23 protein-coding genes are annotated in these 21,246 nt (G+C 62.5%); 14 read left to right on the top strand and 9 right to left on the bottom strand.

Annotated features, from left to right (window positions below; translation table 11 throughout):
- Positions 1-9 precede the first annotated feature (9 nt).
- Genes A2J01_RS11450 through A2J01_RS11440 form a run of 3 tightly spaced genes read left to right on the top strand, consistent with a single transcriptional unit; the run spans position 10 to position 1,933 of the window.
- Positions 10-351, top strand: coding sequence for a hypothetical protein (locus A2J01_RS11450; RefSeq protein WP_058226446.1), 342 nt, complete (start codon positions 10-12; stop codon positions 349-351).
- Positions 348-647, top strand: a complete 300-nt coding sequence (locus tag A2J01_RS11445) for a YbaB/EbfC family nucleoid-associated protein (RefSeq protein WP_007727324.1) — start codon at positions 348-350, stop codon at positions 645-647. Before A2J01_RS11450 ends, A2J01_RS11445 begins: the two co-directional genes overlap by 4 nt.
- Before the next feature lie 47 nt (positions 648-694).
- Positions 695-1,933 (top strand): hypothetical protein, encoded by a 1,239-nt coding sequence (locus tag A2J01_RS11440; protein WP_064112723.1) that lies wholly within the window; start codon positions 695-697, stop codon positions 1,931-1,933.
- A 15-nt stretch (positions 1,934-1,948) separates the two neighbouring features.
- Here A2J01_RS11440 and A2J01_RS11435 read toward each other — a convergent pair whose 3' ends face one another.
- From A2J01_RS11435 to A2J01_RS11425, 3 genes are read right to left on the bottom strand one after another with little or no spacing between them, the layout of a single operon-like run.
- Positions 1,949-3,034 (bottom strand): adenosine deaminase, encoded by a 1,086-nt coding sequence (locus A2J01_RS11435; RefSeq protein WP_007727325.1) that lies wholly within the window; start codon positions 3,032-3,034, stop codon positions 1,949-1,951.
- A 9-nt stretch (positions 3,035-3,043) separates the two neighbouring features.
- Positions 3,044-4,339, bottom strand: coding sequence for a thymidine phosphorylase (locus tag A2J01_RS11430; RefSeq protein ID WP_064112722.1), 1,296 nt, complete (start codon positions 4,337-4,339; stop codon positions 3,044-3,046).
- Entirely contained in the window at positions 4,332-4,736 is a 405-nt protein-coding gene (locus A2J01_RS11425) for a cytidine deaminase (RefSeq protein ID WP_042449639.1), read from the bottom strand. Before A2J01_RS11425 ends, A2J01_RS11430 begins: the two co-directional genes overlap by 8 nt.
- Positions 4,737-4,989: 253 nt before the next feature.
- Here A2J01_RS11425 and sdhC point away from each other — a divergent pair, with 253 nt between their 5' ends.
- The 4 genes from sdhC to A2J01_RS11405 are packed head-to-tail and all read left to right on the top strand — an operon-like array spanning position 4,990 to position 8,385.
- The gene (gene sdhC / locus A2J01_RS11420; protein ID WP_020969155.1) at positions 4,990-5,394 is read left to right on the top strand and encodes a succinate dehydrogenase, cytochrome b556 subunit; all 405 of its coding nucleotides are present in this window, start codon (positions 4,990-4,992) and stop codon (positions 5,392-5,394) included.
- Between the two features lies 1 nt (position 5,395).
- Positions 5,396-5,851 (top strand): succinate dehydrogenase hydrophobic membrane anchor subunit, encoded by a 456-nt coding sequence (locus tag A2J01_RS11415; RefSeq protein WP_003940699.1) that lies wholly within the window; start codon positions 5,396-5,398, stop codon positions 5,849-5,851.
- A gap of 15 nt (positions 5,852-5,866) precedes the next feature.
- Positions 5,867-7,618 carry a succinate dehydrogenase flavoprotein subunit gene (sdhA, locus tag A2J01_RS11410; protein ID WP_003941011.1) on the top strand — a complete coding sequence of 584 codons (1,752 nt, stop codon included), beginning with the start codon at positions 5,867-5,869 and terminating at the stop codon, positions 7,616-7,618.
- Positions 7,618-8,385 (top strand): succinate dehydrogenase iron-sulfur subunit, encoded by a 768-nt coding sequence (locus A2J01_RS11405; protein ID WP_003940925.1) that lies wholly within the window; start codon positions 7,618-7,620, stop codon positions 8,383-8,385. Before sdhA ends, A2J01_RS11405 begins: the two co-directional genes overlap by 1 nt.
- Positions 8,386-8,443: 58 nt before the next feature.
- On the opposite strand, the gene A2J01_RS11400 is transcribed toward A2J01_RS11405, so the two are convergent.
- Positions 8,444-9,466 (bottom strand): LacI family DNA-binding transcriptional regulator, encoded by a 1,023-nt coding sequence (locus A2J01_RS11400; protein ID WP_064112721.1) that lies wholly within the window; start codon positions 9,464-9,466, stop codon positions 8,444-8,446.
- Between the two features lie 75 nt (positions 9,467-9,541).
- On the opposite strand from A2J01_RS11400, the gene A2J01_RS11395 reads away from it, so the two are divergent.
- From A2J01_RS11395 to A2J01_RS11380, 4 genes are read left to right on the top strand one after another with little or no spacing between them, the layout of a single operon-like run.
- Positions 9,542-10,333 carry an SDR family oxidoreductase gene (locus A2J01_RS11395; protein ID WP_047890271.1) on the top strand — a complete coding sequence of 264 codons (792 nt, stop codon included), beginning with the start codon at positions 9,542-9,544 and terminating at the stop codon, positions 10,331-10,333.
- A complete protein-coding gene (locus A2J01_RS11390; protein WP_030535066.1) occupies positions 10,333-11,373 on the top strand; it encodes a Gfo/Idh/MocA family protein in 1,041 nt (346 codons plus the stop codon). The genes A2J01_RS11395 and A2J01_RS11390 overlap by 1 nt, the downstream gene beginning before the upstream one ends.
- Positions 11,370-12,236 (top strand): TIM barrel protein, encoded by an 867-nt coding sequence (locus tag A2J01_RS11385; protein WP_007727332.1) that lies wholly within the window; start codon positions 11,370-11,372, stop codon positions 12,234-12,236. Before A2J01_RS11390 ends, A2J01_RS11385 begins: the two co-directional genes overlap by 4 nt.
- Complete coding sequence (locus A2J01_RS11380; protein ID WP_030535067.1) at positions 12,233-13,237, top strand: Gfo/Idh/MocA family protein; 1,005 nt, start codon at positions 12,233-12,235, stop codon at positions 13,235-13,237. Before A2J01_RS11385 ends, A2J01_RS11380 begins: the two co-directional genes overlap by 4 nt.
- 58 nt (positions 13,238-13,295) lie before the next feature.
- On the opposite strand, the gene A2J01_RS11375 is transcribed toward A2J01_RS11380, so the two are convergent.
- From A2J01_RS11375 to A2J01_RS11360, 4 genes are all read right to left on the bottom strand, one after another.
- Complete coding sequence (locus A2J01_RS11375; RefSeq protein WP_007727336.1) at positions 13,296-14,108, bottom strand: ATP-binding cassette domain-containing protein; 813 nt, start codon at positions 14,106-14,108, stop codon at positions 13,296-13,298.
- 3 nt (positions 14,109-14,111) lie between these two features.
- Positions 14,112-15,170: an ABC transporter permease gene (locus A2J01_RS11370; RefSeq protein ID WP_003940759.1), complete on the bottom strand. Its 1,059-nt coding sequence runs from the start codon at positions 15,168-15,170 to the stop codon at positions 14,112-14,114.
- A 63-nt stretch (positions 15,171-15,233) separates the two neighbouring features.
- Positions 15,234-16,235: a substrate-binding domain-containing protein gene (locus A2J01_RS11365; RefSeq protein WP_064112720.1), complete on the bottom strand. Its 1,002-nt coding sequence runs from the start codon at positions 16,233-16,235 to the stop codon at positions 15,234-15,236.
- Positions 16,236-16,395: 160 nt separating this feature from the next.
- Positions 16,396-17,397 carry a LacI family DNA-binding transcriptional regulator gene (locus A2J01_RS11360; RefSeq protein ID WP_064112719.1) on the bottom strand — a complete coding sequence of 334 codons (1,002 nt, stop codon included), beginning with the start codon at positions 17,395-17,397 and terminating at the stop codon, positions 16,396-16,398.
- 115 nt (positions 17,398-17,512) lie between these two features.
- Here A2J01_RS11360 and A2J01_RS11355 point away from each other — a divergent pair, with 115 nt between their 5' ends.
- Both A2J01_RS11355 and A2J01_RS11350 read left to right on the top strand, forming a co-directional pair.
- Positions 17,513-18,538: a Gfo/Idh/MocA family oxidoreductase gene (locus A2J01_RS11355; protein WP_042449651.1), complete on the top strand. Its 1,026-nt coding sequence runs from the start codon at positions 17,513-17,515 to the stop codon at positions 18,536-18,538.
- Positions 18,535-19,311: a TIM barrel protein gene (locus tag A2J01_RS11350; protein ID WP_082900843.1), complete on the top strand. Its 777-nt coding sequence runs from the start codon at positions 18,535-18,537 to the stop codon at positions 19,309-19,311. Before A2J01_RS11355 ends, A2J01_RS11350 begins: the two co-directional genes overlap by 4 nt.
- Here A2J01_RS11350 and A2J01_RS11345 read toward each other — a convergent pair.
- Positions 19,308-20,348 (bottom strand): Gfo/Idh/MocA family protein, encoded by a 1,041-nt coding sequence (locus tag A2J01_RS11345; RefSeq protein ID WP_064112718.1) that lies wholly within the window; start codon positions 20,346-20,348, stop codon positions 19,308-19,310. The two genes, A2J01_RS11350 and A2J01_RS11345, sit on opposite strands and share 4 nt — an antisense overlap.
- Positions 20,349-20,540: 192 nt before the next feature.
- Between A2J01_RS11345 and A2J01_RS11340 the strand changes: the two genes are divergently transcribed.
- The coding region (locus tag A2J01_RS11340) for a phytanoyl-CoA dioxygenase family protein (RefSeq protein ID WP_197494205.1) at positions 20,541-21,246 on the top strand (706 nt) is incomplete at its 3' end.

Raw genomic sequence — 21,246 nt, 5'->3', positions numbered from 1 at the left:
CAGGGAATCATGCCCGAGAACAAGCGCGAATCACCGCCGATCATCACAGCCGTAGCCGTCAACCGCGCCGGAACCATCGCGGTCCGCGCCACGGAGCACGCCGTGCCCGTGGACCTGCGGATCAGCCAGGACGAACTGCGGTACGGCGGGCAGCGGTTGGCGCAGCAGATACTCACGCTGTGCTCACATGCAGCAATCGAAGCCGGCGCCCGCCGTCGTGTGGAGCTCGAGGAGACCGGAGTCCCGGCAGCGATCCTCGATCGGCTCGGTCTACCGACCCGAGACGAACTGGCCGATGTCGACGCCGCCGAGGGCCAGAACCTTCCGTCGAGCTGGATGCGTTCGATATGAGCGAGATTGATCGAATCATGGAGCTGGCGAAACACCGGACGGGACTCTTGCAGGACGCCGTCGACGGGGTCGGCGCTCTGCGGGTAGTCGTCTCGAGCGAGGGTGGGATAGTCACGGCGACTGTCGACGGGCTGGGCGCTCTGGTCGACCTACGGATCACCGACGCAATCACCGCGATGAATTCTCAGACGGTGGCCGCATTGACGGTGGCCACGATTCACCAGGCAGTTCAACAGTCCAACGACGAACGCGAGCGACTGGTCAGTGAGCTCCGAGTAGCCCTGAAACAAACGTGACGAACCCCCGCTATGCCTTTCGCGCTGCGGTGGATAGGCTTCCGCCCATGGCTGGAGACATCGTCCCTATCGAAATCGGACTCACCGACGGAGACCTCGTCACTTTGTGGGCACCTCGCTGGCGCGAGGGCGACGACGAGTGGGAAGCGTTTCTCGGCCATGAGGAAGACCTCTACGGGTTCTCCTCCGTCGCGGAACTCGCGGCCTTCATCCGAACGGACTCCGACAACGACCTGGTCGAGCATCCGGCGTGGGCCGTCGTCTCCGGACTGTCGGCAGCCGAGTTGGAACCGGAAGAGAACTTCACGTTCGACTTCGTCGGCGTGCCGGAACTGGCCGCAGGTGACCCTGAGGCACTGGTGGTCTCGGAACTCGAAGACACCCTGAACATGGCTCGCAACATCGGTGAGGTGTGCGAACTCGACGCGGTCATCCGCTTCTTCAGCGGCCATCCGGTACTCGGCGCGCTTGCCACCGGCGCCGGCACCTTCGAAGGCCGCGAAGGCCTGGAGCTGTGGGACCAGGTCGGCGCTGCGATCGTCAAGGACTGGGACGCCGTTCTCGACGCCATCGACAAGGTGGTCACCTCCCCGAAGGTCGATGCAGCCGCCGTCGCGGTCGCCGAAGCTGAACTGCTCGCTGCCGCCGAGAACACCGTCGACGCCGACGATGTCGCCGAGGAGGGCGAGGACGAGGAATTCGACGAAGACGACCTCGAAGAGGACGAAGACGAAGTCGAGACCTTCTGGGGCGAGGTCGGTGTCGACCCGATCCGCATCATCACCTCGGCCGAGACGTTCTACCCTCTGCGCTGCTACATGGGAGATCAGGCGATCTTCCTCGGCAAGGACGGACTGATCACCGTCTTCCGTAGCGAGCGCGCACTCGCTCGCTACCTCGCCGACAACCACGAACACGATCTCTCGCAGGTCAGTACGTACGGCGAAATTCAGAATGCGGCCGTCGACGGTTCACTCGAAATCGAGGTCACGGACGAGAACGTCTACGTTCTGCCCGGTATCGCCGACGACCTCGCCCAGGGCCCGGACGTCGTAGATGCCGAGCAGCTGGAACTCGCCGTCGAATTGTTCACCGATGCAGCAGATTTCGCCGACGACGACTCCACCGAGGAGGCTCTGTCCGCGTCGAACGAGCTGGGTTGGTACGTCTCGTACCTCCTCAACCCCGATCCGTCGCGGATGGCTCCGAGTGCGCCGTTCACCAAGGAATCCGAGGCCTGGCGCGAACTCGAGCGCGAGTTCGAGGCCCGGCTTCGATCTGAGTAGTCGGGCGCACGTCATCTAGCCGATGAGCACGGCGTAGCCCGGCTTGATGACGTCGTCGATCAACGCGAGGCGCTCGTCGAACGGGATGAAGGCCGACTTCATCGCGTTGATGGTGAAGCGTTCGAGATCGGTCCATCCGTAACCGAAGGTCTCGACCAACGCGGCCATTTCCCGGCTCATGGTGGTGTCGCTCATCAGCCTGTTGTCGGTGTTGACGGTCACTCGGAAGCGCAAGTCCGCCAAGAGTCCGAACGGATGGTCCGCCAGGGCGGCTACGGCTCCGGTCTGCACGTTCGAACTCGGGCACAGTTCCAGGGGAATGCGCATGTCACGGACGTAGTTCGCGAGCCGACCCAACTCTGCCCCACCTGGCACGCCTACGTCGATGTCGTCAACGATCCGCACGCCGTGGCCCAACCGATCCGCTCCGCAGAAGGCGATGGCTTCGTGGATCGACGGCAACCCGAAAGCCTCACCCGCGTGAATCGTGAAGTGGGCGTTCGCGTCACGCATGTACTCGAACGCGTCGAGGTGCCGGCTCGGTGGGTTTCCGGCCTCGGCGCCGGCGATGTCGAAACCGACAACCCCGCGGTCCCGGAATCGCACAGCGAGTTCGGCGATCTCCCGCGACCGCGCGGCATGCCTCATCGCCGTGAGAAGACAGCCGATGCGGATCTCCCGTCCCGCGACCCTGGCAGCGGATTCGCCGGCCCGGAAACCTTCGAGAACGTGCTCGACGACCTCGTCCAAACTCAGGCCTTGTTCCAGGTGCTGCTCGGGCGCAAAACGGATCTCGGCATAGACGACGTTGTCGTCGGCCAGATCCTCGGCACACTCACGTGCCACCCGTGCGAGCCCTTCGGGGGTCTGCATCACGGCGACTGTGTGCGCGAACGTTTCGAGGTAGAGCTCGAGCGATCCACTGTCAGCGGCAGTTCGGAACCATTGCGCCAGTTCGGATGCCGTATTCGCCGGCAGCTCGTCGTAGCCACATTGCTCGGCCAGTTCGAGAACGGTCTCGGGTCGGAGTCCTCCGTCGAGATGATCGTGGAGAAGAACTTTGGGTGCGCTGCGGATCGTGGTCAACTCCGGTGCGTTCATTCGCCAACGCTAACGCGAATCACCCACAATTCGCTCGATGAGCAACGGTCGCGAAACGGTGTCGGAATCGGTCCCGATCGACCATCCACCGCCGAGGCTTCGTCGCGCTGCATCAAATCTCTCGGGAGTGTCGGTGTGCAATGTCATCAGCTTCTGCCCGGCACGGACCACGTCGCCCGGCTTTGCATGCATCTCGATGCCGGCACCGGCCTGAACGGCTTCGCCCTGCCGTTCGCGTCCGGCTCCCAGTTTCCAGGCCGCGATGCCCACCGCCATGGCGTCGAGTCGGGTCAGTACGCCGTCTCGGTCCGCGGTGACGACGTCGCTGTGCCGAGCTGTCGGCAGCGTCGCGTGTGGGTCCCCACCTTGGGCGGCGATCATCGCGCGCCACCGGTCCATGGCTGTGCCGTCGGACAGTTTGTCTGCGGGGTCGATACCGTCGATCCCAGCCGCGGACAGCATCTCCCGAGCCAGGACCAGGGTCAGCTCGACGACGTCCGACGGCCCGCCGCCTGCCAGCACCTCGACGGATTCACGTACCTCGAGGGCGTTGCCCGCCGTCAATCCGAGCGGGGTGTCCATCCCGGTGATGAGAGCGCTTGTACGCACGCCGGCGTCGTTGCCAAGCTCGACCATCGTGCGTGCCAACTCTCGCGCGTCGCCGAGGTCCTTCATGAACGCTCCGGAACCGACCTTGACGTCGAGCACCAGGGCGCCGGTTCCCTCGGCAATCTTCTTGCTCATGATCGAACTTGCGATCAGCGGAATGGATTCCACCGTTCCGGTCACGTCGCGCAGCGCGTAGAGCTTCTTGTCCGCGGGGGCCAGATTCGCTCCGGCAGCGCAGATCACCGCGCCGATTTTCGGATCCGAGAGAATGTCGACCATCTCCGTCGCCGTGAGCTCGGCTCGCCAACCTGGAATGGCCTCGAGCTTGTCGAGAGTTCCACCGGTGTGGCCGAGTCCGCGGCCCGACAACTGCGGGACTGCAAGACCACAGGCAGCGACGAGGGGTGCAAGCGGAAGGGTGATCTTGTCCCCCACTCCACCGGTCGAATGCTTGTCGACGGTGGGCAGCGGCAAGTCCGAAAAGTCCATCCTCCCGCCGGATTCGATCATCGCCTCGGTCCATCGGCCGGTCTCTGCTCGTGACATTCCGCGGAAGTAGATCGCCATCGCGAGCGCCGACATCTGCTCGTCACCGACGATCCCCTGTGTGAACGCCTGAACTATCCAGTCGATCTCGGTTCCCGACAGCTCGCGGCCGTCACGCTTGGCGCCGATGATGGAAACTGCGTCAAACATGGCGGAGCCCCTCTGCTTGTTCCGGCCCGAAAGCATCAGGCAACAGCTCGCTCAGCGGCTTGAACCCACTGCTCGTGTCGACAAGCATCTCACCCCCGCCGTGCTCGAGAAGAAGCTGTCTGCACCTGCCGCATGGCATCAGAATCGAGCCCTTCGCGTCGCAGCACGTGAAGGCAATCAGCCGCCCGCCCCCGGTGGCGGCCAAGTTACCGACGAGTCCACATTCGGCACACAGGCTCAAACCGTATGAGACATTTTCCACATTGCATCCTGAGACGATCCGACCATCGTCTACCAGGGCAGCTGCACCCACTGCATAGCCCGAGTACGGTGCATAAGCCTGCCGCATGACCACTTGCGCGTTGTGCCGCAACAACTTCCAGTCGATGTCACCCATGGTTCGTTATCCAATCACGCCGACTGAATGGATGCAGAAACCACGCCGAAACCGTCTCGGCGAGATTGGAAAGGCAAACCTTACAAAGAGTTTGGTACGCGTACGAATCCCGCATCTGATTAGTTCCCGGTTTCACATAGGTTTAGAGTCTGAGTCAAGTCGGTTCAGGATCCCGTCGAGCCCGGGCTGAGGTACATCGAAGCTCTCTGCAGGCTCGACGCGTCCACCAATGACGTTGGAGGCACAGCACTCGATGAGTACTACGACTGAAGCCGCTCCTCAGAAGGAGCGCACGAGGTCGCTTTACCGGGGCGACCCCGGAATGTGGTCCTGGGTTCTACACCGGATCACAGGCGTCGCTACTTTCTTCTTCCTATTCGTACACGTTCTCGATACGGCACTCGTTCGGGTCAATCCCGATACGTACGACGCCGTCATCGACACGTACAAGAACCCCCTCGTCGGCCTCATGGAGATCGGCCTCGTCGGCGTAGTCCTCTACCACGCCCTCAACGGCGTGCGCGTGATGTTGGTGGACTTCTGGTCGAAGGGCCCGAAGTACCAGCGCGTCATGCTCTGGACCATTCTGACGATCTGGTTCCTGGTGATGATCCCAGGCGCCGGACGCATCCTCATCAACATGTTTGCGGAGCACTGACATGGCGACTACTCACGGACCCGAAGCCAAGAGCCTGGGCACCTCATACGACCGTCCCGCAAGCCTGGACAACCCGCGGTCCCCGCGCGCGAAGGCTCGGAACAACTTCGAGTTGTACGCATGGCTCTTCATGCGCTTCTCCGGCGTCGCCCTGATCGTTCTGGTCCTGGGCCACATGTTCATCATGCTGATGCTCGACGGTGGCGTTCACCGTTTGAACTTCGCGTTCGTCGCAGGTCGCTGGTCCAGCCCGTTCTGGCAGTTCTGGGATCTGACGATGTTGTGGCTGGCACAGCTGCACGGCGGTAACGGTCTGCGCACGGTCATCGCGGACTACTCCCGCAAGGACTCCACGCGCTTCTGGCTGACCACGATCCTCGTTCTCTCGATGATCCTGATCATGGGCCTGGGCACGTACGTCATCTTCACCTTCGACCCCAATATCTCGGCGAGCTAGGGGAGCACAGACTTCATGCAGGAACATCGTTATGACGTGGTCATCGTCGGCGCCGGTGGCGCAGGCATGCGTGCGGCAATCGAAGCTGGCCCCCGTGCCCGCACGGCCGTACTGACCAAGCTCTACCCCACCCGCAGCCACACCGGCGCGGCCCAGGGCGGCATGTGTGCCGCACTGGCGAACGTGGAGGAAGACAACTGGGAGTGGCACACCTTCGACACCGTCAAGGGCGGCGACTACCTCGCCGACCAGGACGCCGTCGAGATCATGGCCAAGGAGGCCATCGATGCGGTGCTCGACCTCGAGAAGATGGGTCTGCCGTTCAACCGCACGCCCGAAGGCAAGATCGACCAGCGTCGATTCGGTGGCCACACACGCGACCACGGCAAGGCACCCGTCCGCCGTGCGTGTTACGCCGCCGACCGCACCGGTCACATGATCCTGCAGACGCTCTACCAGAACTGCGTCAAGCACGACGTCGAGTTCTTCAACGAGTTCTACGCGCTCGACATCGCCATCACCGAGACCGAGGACGGCCCGGTTGCCACCGGTGTCATCTGCTACGAGCTCTCGACCGGCGAGCTGCACATCTTCCACGCCAAGTCGATCGTCTTCGCGACCGGCGGCTCGGGACGCATGTACAAGACGACGTCCAACGCGCACACCCTCACCGGCGACGGCATGGGCATCATCTTCCGCAAGGGCCTGCCCCTCGAGGACATGGAGTTCCACCAGTTCCACCCGACAGGACTCGCCGGTCTCGGCATCCTGATCTCGGAAGCCGTCCGCGGTGAAGGTGGCATTCTCCGTAATGCCGACGGTGAACGCTTCATGGAGCGTTACGCACCCACCATCAAGGACCTCGCTCCGCGTGACATCGTGGCTCGTTCGATGGTCCTCGAGGTTCTCGAAGGCCGCGGCGCCGGCCCGAACAAGGACTACGTCTACATCGACGTGACGCACATCCCCGAGGAAGTTCTCGACGAGAAGCTCCCCGACATCATGGAGTTCTCGCGCACCTACCTCGGCGTGGACCCCGTCAAGGAGCCCGTGCCCGTCTACCCGACGTGCCACTACGTCATGGGCGGTATCCCCACCAAGATCAACGGTGAGGTGCTGCGCAACAACGACGAGATCGTCAAGGGTCTGTACGCGGCCGGCGAATGCGCCTGTGTCTCCGTACACGGTGCAAACCGTCTCGGTACCAACTCGCTCCTCGACATCAACGTGTTCGGCCGTCGCGCCGGCATCGCTGCCGCCGAGTACGCGAACTCCACCGAGTTCGTCGACATGCCGGAAACCCCGGCCGCGATGGTCGAAGACTGGGTCGGCGTCATCCTGTCCGATCACGGCCACGAGCGCGTTGCGGACATCCGCACCGAGCTGCAGCAGTCGATGGACAACAACGCCTCCGTCTTCCGCACCGAAGAGCGCCTCACCCAGGCTCTCAAGGATGTGCGTGCTCTCAAGGAGCGCTACAACCACATCACGGTCCAGGACAAGGGCAAGCGCTACAACAGCGACCTGCTCGAGGCCATCGAGCTGGGCTTCCTCCTCGAAATGGCAGAGGTCACCGTCGTCGGCGCCCTCAACCGCAAGGAATCGCGCGGCGGCCACGCTCGCGAGGACTTCCCGGATCGCAACGACGCCGAGTACATGAAGCACACGATGGCGTACAAGGAGGGTGACGGCCTGCTCTCCGACATCCGTCTGGACTACAAGCCGGTGATCCAGACCCGCTACGAGCCGATGGAGCGTAAGTACTGATGTCTGCGCCTGCTGTAGATGCACCCAAACTCCCCGCTGTTCCCGAGGGGGCCGTCATGGTCACTCTCAAGATCGCGCGGATGAATCCCGAATCGGGCGAGGGCCAGCACTGGGACAGTTTCCAGGTCCCGGCACTGCCCACCGACCGTCTGCTCAACCTGCTGCTGTACGTAAAGGGTTACCTCGACGGCACCCTCACGTTCCGTCGCAGCTGCGCACACGGAGTCTGTGGATCGGACGCGATGCGGATCAACGGTGTGAACCGTCTGGCCTGCAAGCTGCTGATGAAGGACATGCTGCCCAAGGACGGCAAGCCGGTCACCATCACGGTCGAGCCCATCAAGGGCCTGCCCGTCGAGAAGGACCTGGTTGTCGACATGGAGCCCTTCTTCGACGCATTCCGCGCCGTGAAGCCGTTCCTCATCACCAGTGGCAACGAGCCCACTCGTGAGCGCATCCAGAGCCAGCACGACCGTGCTCGTTTCGACGACACCACCAAGTGCATCCTCTGCGCATGCTGCACCACGTCGTGCCCCGTGTACTGGAGCGACGGCAGCTACTTCGGTCCCGCTGCCATCGTGAACGCACACCGGTTCATCTTCGACAGCCGTGACGAGGCCGCTTCCGAGCGTCTCGACATCCTGAACGACAAGGACGGCGTGTGGCGTTGCCGCACCACGTTCAACTGCACCGACGCGTGCCCCCGCGGCATCCAGGTGACAAAGGCTATTCAGGAAGTCAAGCGAGCACTGCTCTTCGCTCGATAGTCAGGCCTTCGGCCCTGTGCGCGGTTAGGGAGTCTCCGGACTCCTTGACCGCGCACAGCTATGTCGGGGGCATGTTGAGCGGTGTCACGACTTGGACCGGTGACGTCGTAAAGCCGAAGTGAGCGCCCATGGCGCCGTGTTCCTTCATGACCACCTGACAGGCAGTGCGAACATCCGCACGCAGATCGTGGTGGAGCACCGCCGATATTCGCTTCTCCCCCAGCAACTTTCGATTGTCACCGTCGAGATCGTGGGCGATGAAGACACTGCACTCCCGGTTCAATTCTTCGAACGCGTCGACCGTGGCCAGGTTGCCACCACCGATCGAATACACGGCACGGATCTGCGGATCGGATTCGAGTGCCGCTCGCACCAATTTCCTACTCGTCTGATCCAGACCGTCACTGTTCGGAATGTCGATCAAACGGCGATGCGGAGCCGAGACGCGCATAGCGGAGCGAAATCCCATCTCCCGTTCTTCCTCCCCACGGAAGAAGCCGCTACTCATGCTGACCAGCACGTTGCCGTCCCGATCCCCCAGCCACTGATCTATCAAGTACGCGGCGGTGGCTCCGGCGGCTCGGTTGTCGATGCCGATGTAGGCGGCTCGCCTGCTACCGGGAACATCGGTCACCAACGTGACGACCGGAATCTTGGCCGCCACCAACCGGTCGATCGCCGCCACGACTTCCGGAGTGTCGGGAGCCTTGACGATGACTCCGTGGGATCCGCGTCGGCGAATCTTGTCGAGCGTCGACGTCATCGCTTCGACCGAACCGGTTTCACGAAAGTGGAACCGAGAACGAACAACAGCAGGCGCAAGGGTCGGCAGTTCGGCCTCGAGCGCGTCACGGACTGCGTCGGAAAACCTTGCGGGAGTTTGCAACACGACGTCGACGATGAACGTGCGCCCGACCAGTTTCAGTTGCGAGCGTTGACGTTCCAGGTCCGTGATCGCCTGGCGAACCTCCGATCGTGTGCCCTCCCGAACTCCAGGACGGTCGTTGAGCACCCGGTCGACGGTGGCCTCACTCAGGCCCGACTGCTGAGCGATCTCCCGTACTTTGAATCGATGCGCCACAACTACCTCACGATGATGGATATTTGATGGTTTTTCGCTGTTGCTCGAGGTCTTCGTCACAGCCAGACTAAACCCATGACTTCTCCGCCGGGCGTAACCAGGCCCGCACTCCTAGCCGACACCGTCGTACTGGTCAGTGGCGGCTCGCAAGGCGTCGGCGCCGGCGTCGTTCGCGCCGCAGTCCGTGAGGGCGCTCAGGTGGCTTTCACCGGCCGACGCCCGGACGTCGGAAAGGCTCTCGAGGCAGAACTTCCGGGAACCCACTTCATCGAAGCCGATGTGGCGCAGACCGATTCCGCGCTCGCCAGCGTGGCCGAGACGATCTCTCACTTCGGCCGCGTGGATGCCCTCGTCAATTCTGCCGGACTCACCTCGCGCGGCACGCTGCTCGACACCACCGAGGAACTCTTCGACCAGCACATCGCGGTGAACCTCCGCGGTCCGTTCTTCACGATGCAGGCAGCCGTCAAGGACATGCGCGAGCGTGCGGTCCCCGGGTCCATCGTCAACATCATCTCCACGTCCGAACTCGGCGGGCAACCGTATCTCGCGCCGTACGTGGCAGCGAAGGCCGGGCTGGCGGGGCTGACCCGCAACGCCGCCCATGCGCATCGCTGGGATCGCATCCGGATCAACGGTCTCGACATCGGGTGGACACAGACCGAGGGAGAAGACCTCACGCAGAGAGCTTTTCACGACGCCGGTGACGACTGGCAGGAACGCGCGGGCAGCACCCTCCCCATGGGCAAGCTCGGACAGGTCGACGAAATCGCCGACTTCGTCGTCTTCCTGCTCTCCGATCGCAGCGGAGTCGTGACGGGTTCGATCATCGACTGGGACCAGAACGTCTTCGGAGGGCTGGACTGATGGGCGCTCGCATCGGAGTCGTCGGCCTCGGACGAATCGGCAGCTACCACGCCCGAAATCTACTGACGCTAAACGGCGTCGACGCACTGGTTGTCACCGATGTCGACGCACGTCGAACCTCGGACGTGGCAAGCGAACTCGACGTGGAGTCCGCTGCCGATCCCGACGCGCTTCTCGCGTCGGGCATCGACGGCGTTCTGATCGCCGCGTCGTCGAGTTCACATGCCGATTTGATCGAAGCCGCTGTCCGCCGAGACATCCCGACGTTCTGCGAAAAGCCGGTAGCAGACTCCATCGAATCCTCCGTTCGTGTACTCGCGACTGCCGAGCAGACGTCGGTGCCAGTCCAGATCGGATTTCAGCGCCGATTCGACCCGTCATTTGTGGCGGCGTACGACGCGGTTCGATCTGGAGAACTCGGTTGGATCCACACTCTCCGATCGACCACCCTCGACCCCGCTCCCCCGCCGATCTCGTACATCGAACACTCCGGCGGCATCTTCCGCGACTGCTCGATCCACGACTTCGACATCGTCCGGTGGATCAGCGGCCGCGAAGTCACCACTGTTTTTGCCACCGGCTCGAATCAGGGTGATCGCGGGATCGCCGATGCCGGTGACGTCGACACCGCCGCAACGGTTCTCACTTTCGAAGGCGGAACCATCGCAGTCGTGTCGAATACCCGCTACAACGGCCGCGGCTACGACTGCCGACTCGAGGTACTCGGCTCGGCGGACTCCGTCGTTGCCGGGCTGGACGACCGCTTGCCACTCCGCTCTCTCGACCCCGAAACATCGTTCCCCTCGAAGGAGCCGTACACGTTCTTCATGGACCGCTTCACGTCCGCCTACCGTGCGGAACTCGAAGCATTCCTCGGCGTTGTCGCCGGGCGTCGGGAATCACCGTGCACGCCCGCAGATGCGGTCGAGTCGGCCTGGATCTCCGAAGCTGCAACGCACTCTCTGCGCGAGGGTCGGCCCGTCACGATCACCGAAGTCAAAGATCTGTTCCTTCACGACAAGAATGAGGCACACACATGAGCACTCCTCGCATCGCCGGCGCACCGATCTCCTGGGGCGTGTGCGAAGTCCCGGGCTGGGGCTACCAGCTCGACCCTGCGCAAGTCCTCCGGGAAATGCGCGAAGTCGGTCTGGCGGCAACGGAAATCGGACCGGAGGGCTTTCTGCCGACTGCACCCGCCGAAATGGCCAAGGTGCTCGCGGATCACGATCTGAGCGCAGTCGGCGGGTTCGCACCGGTACTGCTGCATGATCGCGATCATGATCCGGTTCCCGGCATCTCCCCCATCCTCGATGGTTTCGTCGCCTCGGGTGCCGAAGTTTTGGTCCTGGCCGCCGCGACGGGTTCCGACGGCTACGATTCACGCCCGGAACTGGACGAGCAGAGTTGGAAAACCCTGCTGCACAATCTCGATCGCCTCACCGACGCCGCGGCCGAGCGCGGAATCAGGGCAGTTGTCCACCCTCACGTCGGAACGATGATCGAGCAGCGCGACGAGGTCCTGCGAGTGCTCGACGGCTCGGCCATCCCCCTGTGCCTGGACACCGGCCACCTGTTGATCGGCGGCACCGATCCGGTCGACCTGGCGCGTCAAGCTCCCGAGCGCATCACCCACGTGCATCTCAAGGACGTCGACGATGCCCTCGCATCACGCGTTCGCAGAGGTGAGCTCACCTACACCGACGGCGTGAAGGCTGGAATGTACCGTCCACTCGGTGGCGGCGACGTCGACATCGCCGGTGTCACAGCCATATTGCAGCGCCACGGTTTCGACGGGTGGTACGTGCTCGAGCAGGACACCATTCTGGCCGAAGCGCCGTCGGACGAGGGACCGGTGCGCGATGTGCGAGCGAGCGTCGAGTATCTGCGGTCGGTTCTGTGACACCTCCTACCCCGCTGCGGATAGGCATTCTGGGAGCCTCACGCATCGCCGAGAACGCGATGATCAAACCTGCAACGGCCACCGGGCACCGCCTGGTGGCCGTTGCCGCACGCGACCCCGAGCGGGCCAGAGCCTATGCGGCCCAGCATGGGATCGAACGGGTGGTCGGTTCGTACGCCGAGCTGATCTCGGATCCGGAGGTGGATGTCGTCTACAACGCGCTGCCCAACAGCCTGCACGGACCGTGGAATCTCGCCGCCGTTCAGGCCGGCAAGCACGTGCTGACGGAGAAACCGTTTTCGAGCAACGCGGTGGAAGCGCGTGCTGTAGCCGAGGCAGCACGCGTGAGCGGCGTGACGCTGCTCGAGGGGTTCCACTACCTCTTTCATCCGGTGAACCGGCGCCTGCTGGATCTGGTTCGAAGCGGCGCCGTCGGCGCGGTCACTCGGGTGGAAACCGTACTGCGGATGCCCACACCATCCGAGAACGACCCGCGGTGGGAGCTCGCCTTGGCAGGCGGGTCACTGATGGACCTGGGCTGCTACGGGTTACATGCTTCCCGGACGCTGAGTGACGTCTGTGGTGGTGCGCCAGTGGTGACCGAGACCCGCCACGAGGAATATGCTCCGAGGGTTGATTCGTGGTTCGACATCGAACTCGAATACCCCAGCGGCGCCACGGCATCCGTGGTGACCACGATGTTGGACGAGCGGTATCACTTCACCTTCCGAGTATTCGGCACTGAAGGAGACGTCCTGGTACACAACTTCCTGCAGCCGGACATCGACGACCGTGTCTCCGTCACGGCCGGTGGGCGCACGAGCGTCGAGCATCTGGGCACGAAGTCGTCGTACACCTATCAACTCGAAGCGTTCGCCGATCATCTGTCCGGGGTCTCGGCGCTGCCGATCGGGCCGGGCGACGCGGTAGCCAACATGACGATGATCGACGAGGCGTACATGCATTCCGGCCTCGGGGTTCGGCCGACGACCATCCTGTGACGAAACGACTACAGCCTCGGTTCGATTCGAACCGAGGCTGTAGTCGCGAGGTTTTGATCTAGCGGCGAAGCTCGTGGGTCAGCGTCTCGAGCTCGTCACCGCCCGCCATCTCCTTGGTCAGTTCTTCGAGTGAGATGTCGTCGTACTTGGCGTCGAGCTTCTGCCTGCCTCGGTTGAGGAGCACGAAGTGATCGCCGACCATGTACGCGTGGTGCGGATTGTGCGTGATGAAGATGACGCCGAATCCCTGTTCCTTGGCAGCGGTGATGTAGCGCAACACCATTCCCGACTGTTTGACGCCGAGCGCTGCTGTCGGCTCGTCGAGAATCAGCACGCGCGCGCCGAAGAAGATGGCGCGGGCGATGGCAACACACTGACGCTGACCGCCCGAGAGACTACCGATCGGTGCGTCGACGTCAGGTAGTTCGATGCCCATCTTCGAGAGTTCCGAAAGAGTCGTCGCGCGCATGGCGTTGGCGTCGAGCGACTTGATCAGACCGCCCTTGCGCAGTTCCTGCCCGAGGAAGAAGTTGCGCCACACCGGCATCAACGCAACGACGGCGAGGTCCTGATAGACCGTCGCGATGCCTTTGCCGAGAGCTTCTTTCGGCGAGTGGAACGTTGTCGGTTCACCGTCGACGAGTAGTTCACCTTCGCTCTGTTGGTGCAGACCGGCGATGATCTTGATCAGCGTGGACTTGCCTGCGCCGTTGTCACCGAGCACGCCTGTTACTTCACCCGCACCGACGCGCAGGTTGATTCCCTTGAGCGCGATGATGTTTCCGTATTGCTTACCGACGTCCTTGAGCTCGATCAGTGGCACGTTGCCGCCCGAGTTCGAGAGAGCGGGAACTTCAGCTGTGGTACTCATGTGTCACCTTTTCGCAGCGTAGTTGCGGAATGCGTTGTTGGCGATGACCGCGAAGAGCAGCATGGCGCCGAGGAAGAACTTGAACCAGTCCGGGTTCCAGCCTGCGTAGACGATGCCCTGGTTGGTCATACCGAAGATGAATGCGCCGATCGCAGCGCCGATCGCGGTTCCGTAACCACCGGTGAGCAGGCAACCGCCGATGACTGCGGCGATGATGTACAGGAACTCGTTACCGACACCCTGACCGGACTGAACGGTGTTGAACGAGAACAGCAGATGCATGCCCACGAACCAGGCAGCAAAGCCGACGGTCATGAACAAACCGATCTTGACTGCGGTCACCGGGACACCGATCGCGCGGGCACTGTCCTGATTGCCGCCGACCGCGAAGATCCAGTTGCCGATCTTGGTCTTGAACAAAACAAATGTTGCAATCGCGGTGAACAGCAGCCACCACACGACCGTGATCTTGACGGACACCCCGAAGACCGAGAACGACGACGCGAATACCTTTTTCGCGGAATCGAATCCGGCCATGTCGGAGACGCTGGGTGTGGCCACCTGACCACTCACGAGCTTGGTGACGGCCAGGTTGATGCCGGTCAACATCAGGAACGAACTCAAGGTGATGAGGAAGCTGGGAATCTTCGTCTTCATGACGAGGTAGCCGTTGAAGAATCCGACGGCGAGCGAGACGACCAGCGCCAGAATCGCGCCCACCCACAGGTTGAGGTGCAGGTTGTAGGCGATCATCGACGCGGCGAGCGAGGACGTGGTGACTGCGACGCCGGCGGAGAGGTCGAACTCGCCGCCGATCATGAGCAGGGCGACCGCGCAAGCCATGATGCCGATCGTGGAGCTGGAGTAGAGCACTGTCGCAAGCGCTTCCGGCGTACGGAACGGTGCCGCGACGATACAGAAGAAGATGAAGATGGCGATGGCGCCGACAAGTGAACCCATCTCCGGGCGGAGCAGCAGACGCTGAATGCGCTTTTGCTCCTTCACCCGTTCATCGGTCACGACTTTATGGGCGGCAAGGTCGAGATCTGCCTGAGTGGACATGATTTCCCTTCCGTGCTGGACAGGCGCACGGAGGGCGGACTCTCAGCCCTCCGTGCGCCCGGATCAGCGAGTTCCGTTCTTGGCGTACTCGGCGACCGAGTCGATGTTGGTGTTGTCGATGAACGCGGGTCCGGTCAGGGTGGGCAAGCCACCACCGATCACGTTGCCGTTATTGAGGTAAAGCCACAGCGAATCGATGGCGAGGTAGCCCTGCAGGAAGGGTTGCTGGTCCACTGCCCACTGCACGTCACCGGATTTGATGGCGTCGACGAGCGCCGCGTTGGTGTCGAAGGTGACGACCTTAGCCTTGCTGCCCGCATTGCCGACCGACGTCACGGACGTCAATGCGAACGGCGCACCGAGCGCGAGAACTCGATCGATTGCCGGGTCCTGTTGAAGTTTCGCGGTGATGGTCGACTCCACCGACGGCATGTCCTTGCCGTTGACGTTGAGAATCTCCGTCGTTCCCTTGAACGACTTCTTCACACCGGCGCACCGTGATTCGAGGCTCACGTTGCCCTGCTCCTGAATCACGCACAGCACCTTGGTGGCTCCTTCGGTGTTGAGTCGCTCGCCGGCAGCTTCACCGGCAATCGACTCGTCCTGACCGAAGTACTCCTTGACGCCCATGTCCTTCCAGGTTTCGAGGCCCGAGTTGAGGGCGCCCACCGGAATGCCCGCGGCGGTGGCACTTTGGACCGCGGCAACCATGGCGTCGGGCTTCGCGAGGGTGACGGCGATCCCGTCGACCTTGCTGTCGATCGCGCTCTGAACCAAGTTGGCCTGATTCGGTGCCTCGGGATCGGCGGAGTACCGAAGTTCGATGTTGTCCTTGGCCGCTGCGGTTTCGGCTCCCTTGCGCACCAGATCCCAGAACGTGTCACCGGGCACTTCGTGGGTGATCATCGCAATGGTGGCGCGGGGCGTGTCCGCCGTACCCGCGCCCATTCCGGATCCGGATGAATCCGGCTTACCGCCGGTGCTGGAACAGGCGGCCAGACCCAAGACCACGACTGAGGCTCCGGCCAGTACGGCAACGCTCTTGCGTCCCGTGAGAAACGACATGTGAACTCCCTCTCGACATCAACCAACGGCCCGCGAACGGATGGTGCTCGGTTGTATGTGAAAGATGTAATACCCGTCACAGTCGAATGTCAATAGTTTGTTCTGACATTAGGACTGCTTATCAAAGACCAGACAAACTGAAGGGAGCGGAAAGGCCAGGTCAACGCGCTGCAGGTCCAGTTGAACCTCGAACTACAAGTTGTGGTTGCGCGACTATGTCCTTGCCCAAGAGTCCACTTCCGGCGTCGAGACGTTCGGAGATTCGCTCCACCGCGGCGCCACCCAGAAACGCCGTGTCCTGCCCGACGCTGGTCAGATCGATGTGCGCCAAACCTGCCAATGCACTGTTGTCGAATCCGATCACGGAGACGTCGCCGGGCACCGAGACTCCCGCACGCAAGAAGACGTCCAGGACTCCTAGCGCGCAACGATCATTGAAAGCGAAGACCGCACCGGGAATCCCTTGTTCGACCATCGACCGCGCGGCGTCCGCGCCGAACTCCTCCGTGAGGCCGCCGGGAAGTATCCGCGATTCCAGTCCGGCCGCCCGCATGGCCTTCCGGTAGCCCTGACGCCTCTCCTGGGCGCCCGGACCGCGTCCGCCGTCGACATGGACAATCGAGCGGTGCCCGAGTCCGACGAGATGATTCACGGCCATCACGGCGCCCGCCTCGTCGTCCGTGCGGACAACGTCCACATGTGCTGAGGGCATCTTCCGGGCGAGCACGACGACGGGAACCTTGGCCGCCAGGTCGACGATCTCCGATTCCGGCGCCTGCGAACCCAACAGCAAGATCGCCTCGCATCGGTCGTCGAGCAGGGTGCGCACGGCGCGCGAGCCAGGCCTGCGGTCCGAGACGGCGCTGAGAACGACGTCGTAGCGCAAGCGTTCGGCTGCGTCGTAGCTCTCGTCGAGCAGCTCCGCGTGAAAGGTTTGCGCGGCAACATAACTGACACCGATCAGGCGGCTGCGATGCTGGCGCAGCAGTCGCGCCGCGTTGTCGGGTCGATAGCCGAGTTCGTCCGCGGCCGCCTTGACCCGTACCCGCGTCGCATCGCTGGCACCCGGGACATCGCGAATGACGATGGACACCAGTGCGCGTGACACACCGGCCAGGTCTGCTACGTCTTGCAAGGTGGGGCGTCGACTGTTCACCTCCACAGACTAGATCGTTCCAGCGAATACACGCCGAAACGTTGACGCACGAGGCAACCAGCGCTTTACTGACACGACTAGAACGATCTAGTTCCTCATCCTCACTCCGAACGGAGCCCCCATGTCTGCCTCTGTTGCAGTCGGTCTGATCGGCGCTGGATGGATCGGCCGTTTCCACGGCGAGTCCGTCGCGCTGCGTATCCCCGGCACCCGTCTCGTCGCCGTCGCCGATCCTGCGCCCGGCGCTGCGGCGTCGTTGATCGAACGTGTCAGTCCCGACGCCCGCGCGTACACCGACGCCCTTGAGCTGATTACCGATCCGACCGTCGAAGCGGTGCTCATCAGTACGCCCGCATCAACTCACACCGATCTCGTGGTAGCAGCAGCGGAGGCCGGCAAGCATGTCTTCTGCGAAAAGCCGATGGCTTTGACACTCGAGGACGCCGATCGCGCAATCGGCGCATGCGCCGCGAACAATGTTGCGCTGCAGGTCGGTTTCAACCGGCGCTTCGCCGCCGACTTCGCCGCGGCACACGACGTGATCACCTCCGGTGGGATCGGGACACCGCAGCTACTTCGCTCTCTGACTCGCGATCCGGGAATCACCGCCGACGTCGCCTCTCGAGTCAAGCCGTGGACGATCTTCAACGAGACACTGATTCACGACTTCGACGCCCTGCTCTGGCTCAACCCGGGGGCACGCGTCGTCGAGGTGTTCGCGCAGGCCGATGCTCTCGTCCATCCGCAGTACAAGGAGCAGGGGTACCTCGATACGTCGATGGTTCAGTTGCGGTTCGACAACGGCGCCTTCGCGTCGGCCGAGGCCAACTTCCAGGCCACCTACGGTTACGACGTTCGCGGCGAGGTTTTCGGTTCCGGTGGAATGGTGAGTGCAGGCGAGGTCACGCGGACCGCGATGCGTCATTACAGCTCACCGGGCGTTCGGGCCGACACACCTCGGGTGAACATCGAACTGTTTCACGACGCCTATGTTGCCCAGCTAGCGCACTTCGCAGACTGCATCCGCTCCGGCAGCGCGCCGTCGGTCGACGGTCTCGATGCTCGCAACGCCCTGGAAATCGCACTGGCTGCAAAAGAATCCGTGGAAACCGGACTGCCCGTATCGCTGCTGTCGGTGCCGCAGTGAGCCCCTTCGATTTGGCAGTCTCTGCCGAGATGACGTTCACCGAACTCCCTGTCGTCGAACGCATTCGGCGGATCTCGGAGGCGGGGTTCGCAGCCGAGATCTGGAGTTGGCAAGACAAGGACCTCGATGCTCTGGTCGCCACCGGGGCTCGGTTCTCCTCGATGACCGGCTATCTTCACGGCGATTTGTTCGACGAAGCGGGCAGCGCCGAACTCGTACGTACAGCGGCGCTATGCCTCACGCCGGCAGCGAAACTCGGCGTTCCTCGGCTGAACTTCCATACCGGCGAGCTGATCGACGGACAGGCCGCGCGCCCGCAGTATCGAACTACGGGAGCGATGTGGCTGACGGCCCAACGCGCTCTCGAGAAGATCGCGCGACTGGGTGAAGACGCCGGAGTCGTCTCCTGCCTCGAGAATCTCAATACGATCGTCGATCACCCTGGCGTACCGATGGCCAGAGCCAAAGACACTCTGGCACTGGTGGAATCCGTCTCACACCCCAACCTCAAGATGATGCTCGACCTCTACCACGCACAGATCGGCGAAGGAAACCTCATCGAACTCGTGCGGCGTTGTGGTGACAACATCGGCGAGATTCAGGTGGCCGACGTACCCGGCCGATGCGAACCCGGAACCGGCGAGATCAACTACCCAGCCATCGCACGCGTTCTCGCCGAGCAGGGTTACACCGGCACGATCGGATTGGAGGGCTGGGCATCCGGAGACAGTGACACCGCACTCACTGCTTTCCGGAACGCCTTCACACTCTAGGCCTCCCCCGGGAACGTGATCCCTACCTGACGGCGGATCTCGTCGAGGATGTCGAGCGTCGCAATGGCCGCGTCGAGCGGATGGACCGGCGACTCGATATCCCCGGCGGTGATCCGCCGCGCCGCCTCGGCCGCCTCGAACGCGAGACCTCCGACGTATCCGTCGACCGGGTCGTCGTAGCGCGCAGATCTTCCGTCTCCGAGCCGGACCGTAAAGGACCCGGGGCGGTAGAACGTCGAGTCCAGAATGATCATCCCCTTGTCACCGCAGATCGACGCGGTGTTGGGCGTGTCAGCGAGGATGGTGGTGCTCAGACTGGCCTGAGCTACACCGGACCACGAGAGCACCGCGGAAATCTGGCCGTTCACTTGGTGGTTGGCCGGTTGGCCGAGAGCGAGAACCGAACTCGGAACACCTAGTACGCGATGCGCAAGACTGACCGGATAGGTCCCGAGGTCGAGAAGCGGCCCGCCCGCGAGCGCCGGATCGTAAATACGGTGATCGGTCTCGAACCGTTCACCGTGATCTGCCAGAACCGTACGTATGGTTCCCAGAAATCCAGCCTCGATGATCTGGTCGATCACGTCGAACTTGGGCAAGAACGACGTCCACATCGCTTCCATACAGAACAGTCCGAGCGCCGTTGCCCTCTCTCGAATGGCACGCCCCTGTGCACCGTTCAAGGCAAGCGGTTTTTCGATCACGACATGCTTGCCGTGATCCAATGCAGCCATCGCACAATCGAAATGGGCTGTGTGCGGCGTTGCAACATAGACGACGTCCACCTCCTCGGACGCAAGCAAAGCGCCGTAGCTACCGTGAGCGCATCGGATCCCCCATTGGTCCGCGAAGGCCTGAGCTCGGGCCAGTCCGCGCGAAGCAACTGCCGCCACCTCTTGAGCTGTATCGGTCTGCAGGGATTCCACGAAGCGCTGTGCAATCCAGCCGGGACCGAGGATCCCCCAGCACAAAGTCGGGGCGTCGATCGGATCGGCAACCCGGGTGCGAGGAAGTTCCAGAACAGTAGAAGTTGTCATGCCTCGAACTGTAGAGTCGAATCTCGAAATATGTAAGGACATTATGTTGTCCAGCTAAATTGGAACTGGATCAAGCTATTGAGCGAAGAATTCTGAGGTCTTTTTGATGGATTTCGGGGGTAGTTTCGATGGCTTCTCCTTGGCAGTCTTTGAGGTACAGCGCATCTTGAACACTGCAGGAAAGGTCCCCGAATGACTCGAGCACTGACCGACAACACCGTGCCGTCCGCGGGTAGGTTGCACCGAGAAGATTGCAACATCGAAGACTTCGCCGCTCTGGTCGCACACGAGACAGACCCCGCCGATTACCCGTACGCCCATTCGGTGGCCGACGGCGTTCTTCTCTACCGCTCGGATGCTCTGGTCGACAAATTGTCGAATCCTGAAATCCGGGCGGAGATTCAGGACGAGATCGCCCGCGCGTTACTCACCGGTCCAGGCATCACGGTCTTCCAAGGCGCGTTCGACGCGGAGGTATTGGATCGCGCCAGTGCGGTCTTCCGTGAACTCATTGCGCGCCAACACGAATCCGGCGCGACGTCCGGGGATCACTTCGCCAAACCCGGAGCCAATGACCGGATCTGGGGAGCACAACTGAAGTTGGCGCTCGAAGATCCCAAGGCTTACGTCGACTACTACGCAAACAGCATTGTCGCTTTAGCTTCGGAAGCCTGGCTCGGCCCCATGTATCAGGTGACGTCAGACGTCAACGTCGTCAATCCCGGTGGCGCCGCACAGAATCCACATCGCGACTACCACCTCGGCTTCATGTCGAGCGACGTAGCCGCAAAGTTTCGGGCGCATGTTCACCGATTGACCCCGGCCCTCACCCTGCAAGGTGCCGTCGCCCACGTGGATATGCCTGCCGAAACGGGCCCGACGAAGTATCTGCCGTACT

Origin of the sequence: Rhodococcus sp. EPR-134 (assembly GCF_001647205.1) — a bacterium.
In the GTDB taxonomy this organism is placed as follows: domain Bacteria; phylum Actinomycetota; class Actinomycetes; order Mycobacteriales; family Mycobacteriaceae; genus Rhodococcus_F; species Rhodococcus_F qingshengii.
This window is presented reverse-complemented; position numbering and strand designations above follow the sequence as displayed.

What these genes read in the sequence shown, in the direction of transcription:
- A2J01_RS11405 (WP_003940925.1), top strand. Translation starts at nt 7,618, where the DNA reads ATGTCTGCGCCTGCTGTAGATGCACCCAAACTCCCCGCTGTTCCCGAG.
- A2J01_RS11425 (WP_042449639.1), bottom strand. Translation starts at nt 4,736, where the DNA reads ATGGGTGACATCGACTGGAAGTTGTTGCGGCACAACGCGCAAGTGGTC.
- A2J01_RS11415 (WP_003940699.1), top strand. Translation starts at nt 5,396, where the DNA reads ATGGCGACTACTCACGGACCCGAAGCCAAGAGCCTGGGCACCTCATAC.
- sdhA (WP_003941011.1), top strand. Translation starts at nt 5,867, where the DNA reads ATGCAGGAACATCGTTATGACGTGGTCATCGTCGGCGCCGGTGGCGCA.
- A2J01_RS11445 (WP_007727324.1), top strand. Translation starts at nt 348, where the DNA reads ATGAGCGAGATTGATCGAATCATGGAGCTGGCGAAACACCGGACGGGA.
- sdhC (WP_020969155.1), top strand. Translation starts at nt 4,990, where the DNA reads ATGAGTACTACGACTGAAGCCGCTCCTCAGAAGGAGCGCACGAGGTCG.
- A2J01_RS11390 (WP_030535066.1), top strand. Translation starts at nt 10,333, where the DNA reads ATGGGCGCTCGCATCGGAGTCGTCGGCCTCGGACGAATCGGCAGCTAC.
- A2J01_RS11355 (WP_042449651.1), top strand. Translation starts at nt 17,513, where the DNA reads ATGTCTGCCTCTGTTGCAGTCGGTCTGATCGGCGCTGGATGGATCGGC.
- A2J01_RS11435 (WP_007727325.1), bottom strand. Translation starts at nt 3,034, where the DNA reads ATGAACGCACCGGAGTTGACCACGATCCGCAGCGCACCCAAAGTTCTT.
- A2J01_RS11365 (WP_064112720.1), bottom strand. Translation starts at nt 16,235, where the DNA reads ATGTCGTTTCTCACGGGACGCAAGAGCGTTGCCGTACTGGCCGGAGCC.
- A2J01_RS11430 (WP_064112722.1), bottom strand. Translation starts at nt 4,339, where the DNA reads ATGTTTGACGCAGTTTCCATCATCGGCGCCAAGCGTGACGGCCGCGAG.
- A2J01_RS11375 (WP_007727336.1), bottom strand. Translation starts at nt 14,108, where the DNA reads ATGAGTACCACAGCTGAAGTTCCCGCTCTCTCGAACTCGGGCGGCAAC.
- A2J01_RS11440 (WP_064112723.1), top strand. Translation starts at nt 695, where the DNA reads ATGGCTGGAGACATCGTCCCTATCGAAATCGGACTCACCGACGGAGAC.
- A2J01_RS11370 (WP_003940759.1), bottom strand. Translation starts at nt 15,170, where the DNA reads ATGTCCACTCAGGCAGATCTCGACCTTGCCGCCCATAAAGTCGTGACC.
- A2J01_RS11395 (WP_047890271.1), top strand. Translation starts at nt 9,542, where the DNA reads ATGACTTCTCCGCCGGGCGTAACCAGGCCCGCACTCCTAGCCGACACC.
- A2J01_RS11385 (WP_007727332.1), top strand. Translation starts at nt 11,370, where the DNA reads ATGAGCACTCCTCGCATCGCCGGCGCACCGATCTCCTGGGGCGTGTGC.
- A2J01_RS11345 (WP_064112718.1), bottom strand. Translation starts at nt 20,348, where the DNA reads ATGACAACTTCTACTGTTCTGGAACTTCCTCGCACCCGGGTTGCCGAT.
- A2J01_RS11450 (WP_058226446.1), top strand. Translation starts at nt 10, where the DNA reads ATGCCCGAGAACAAGCGCGAATCACCGCCGATCATCACAGCCGTAGCC.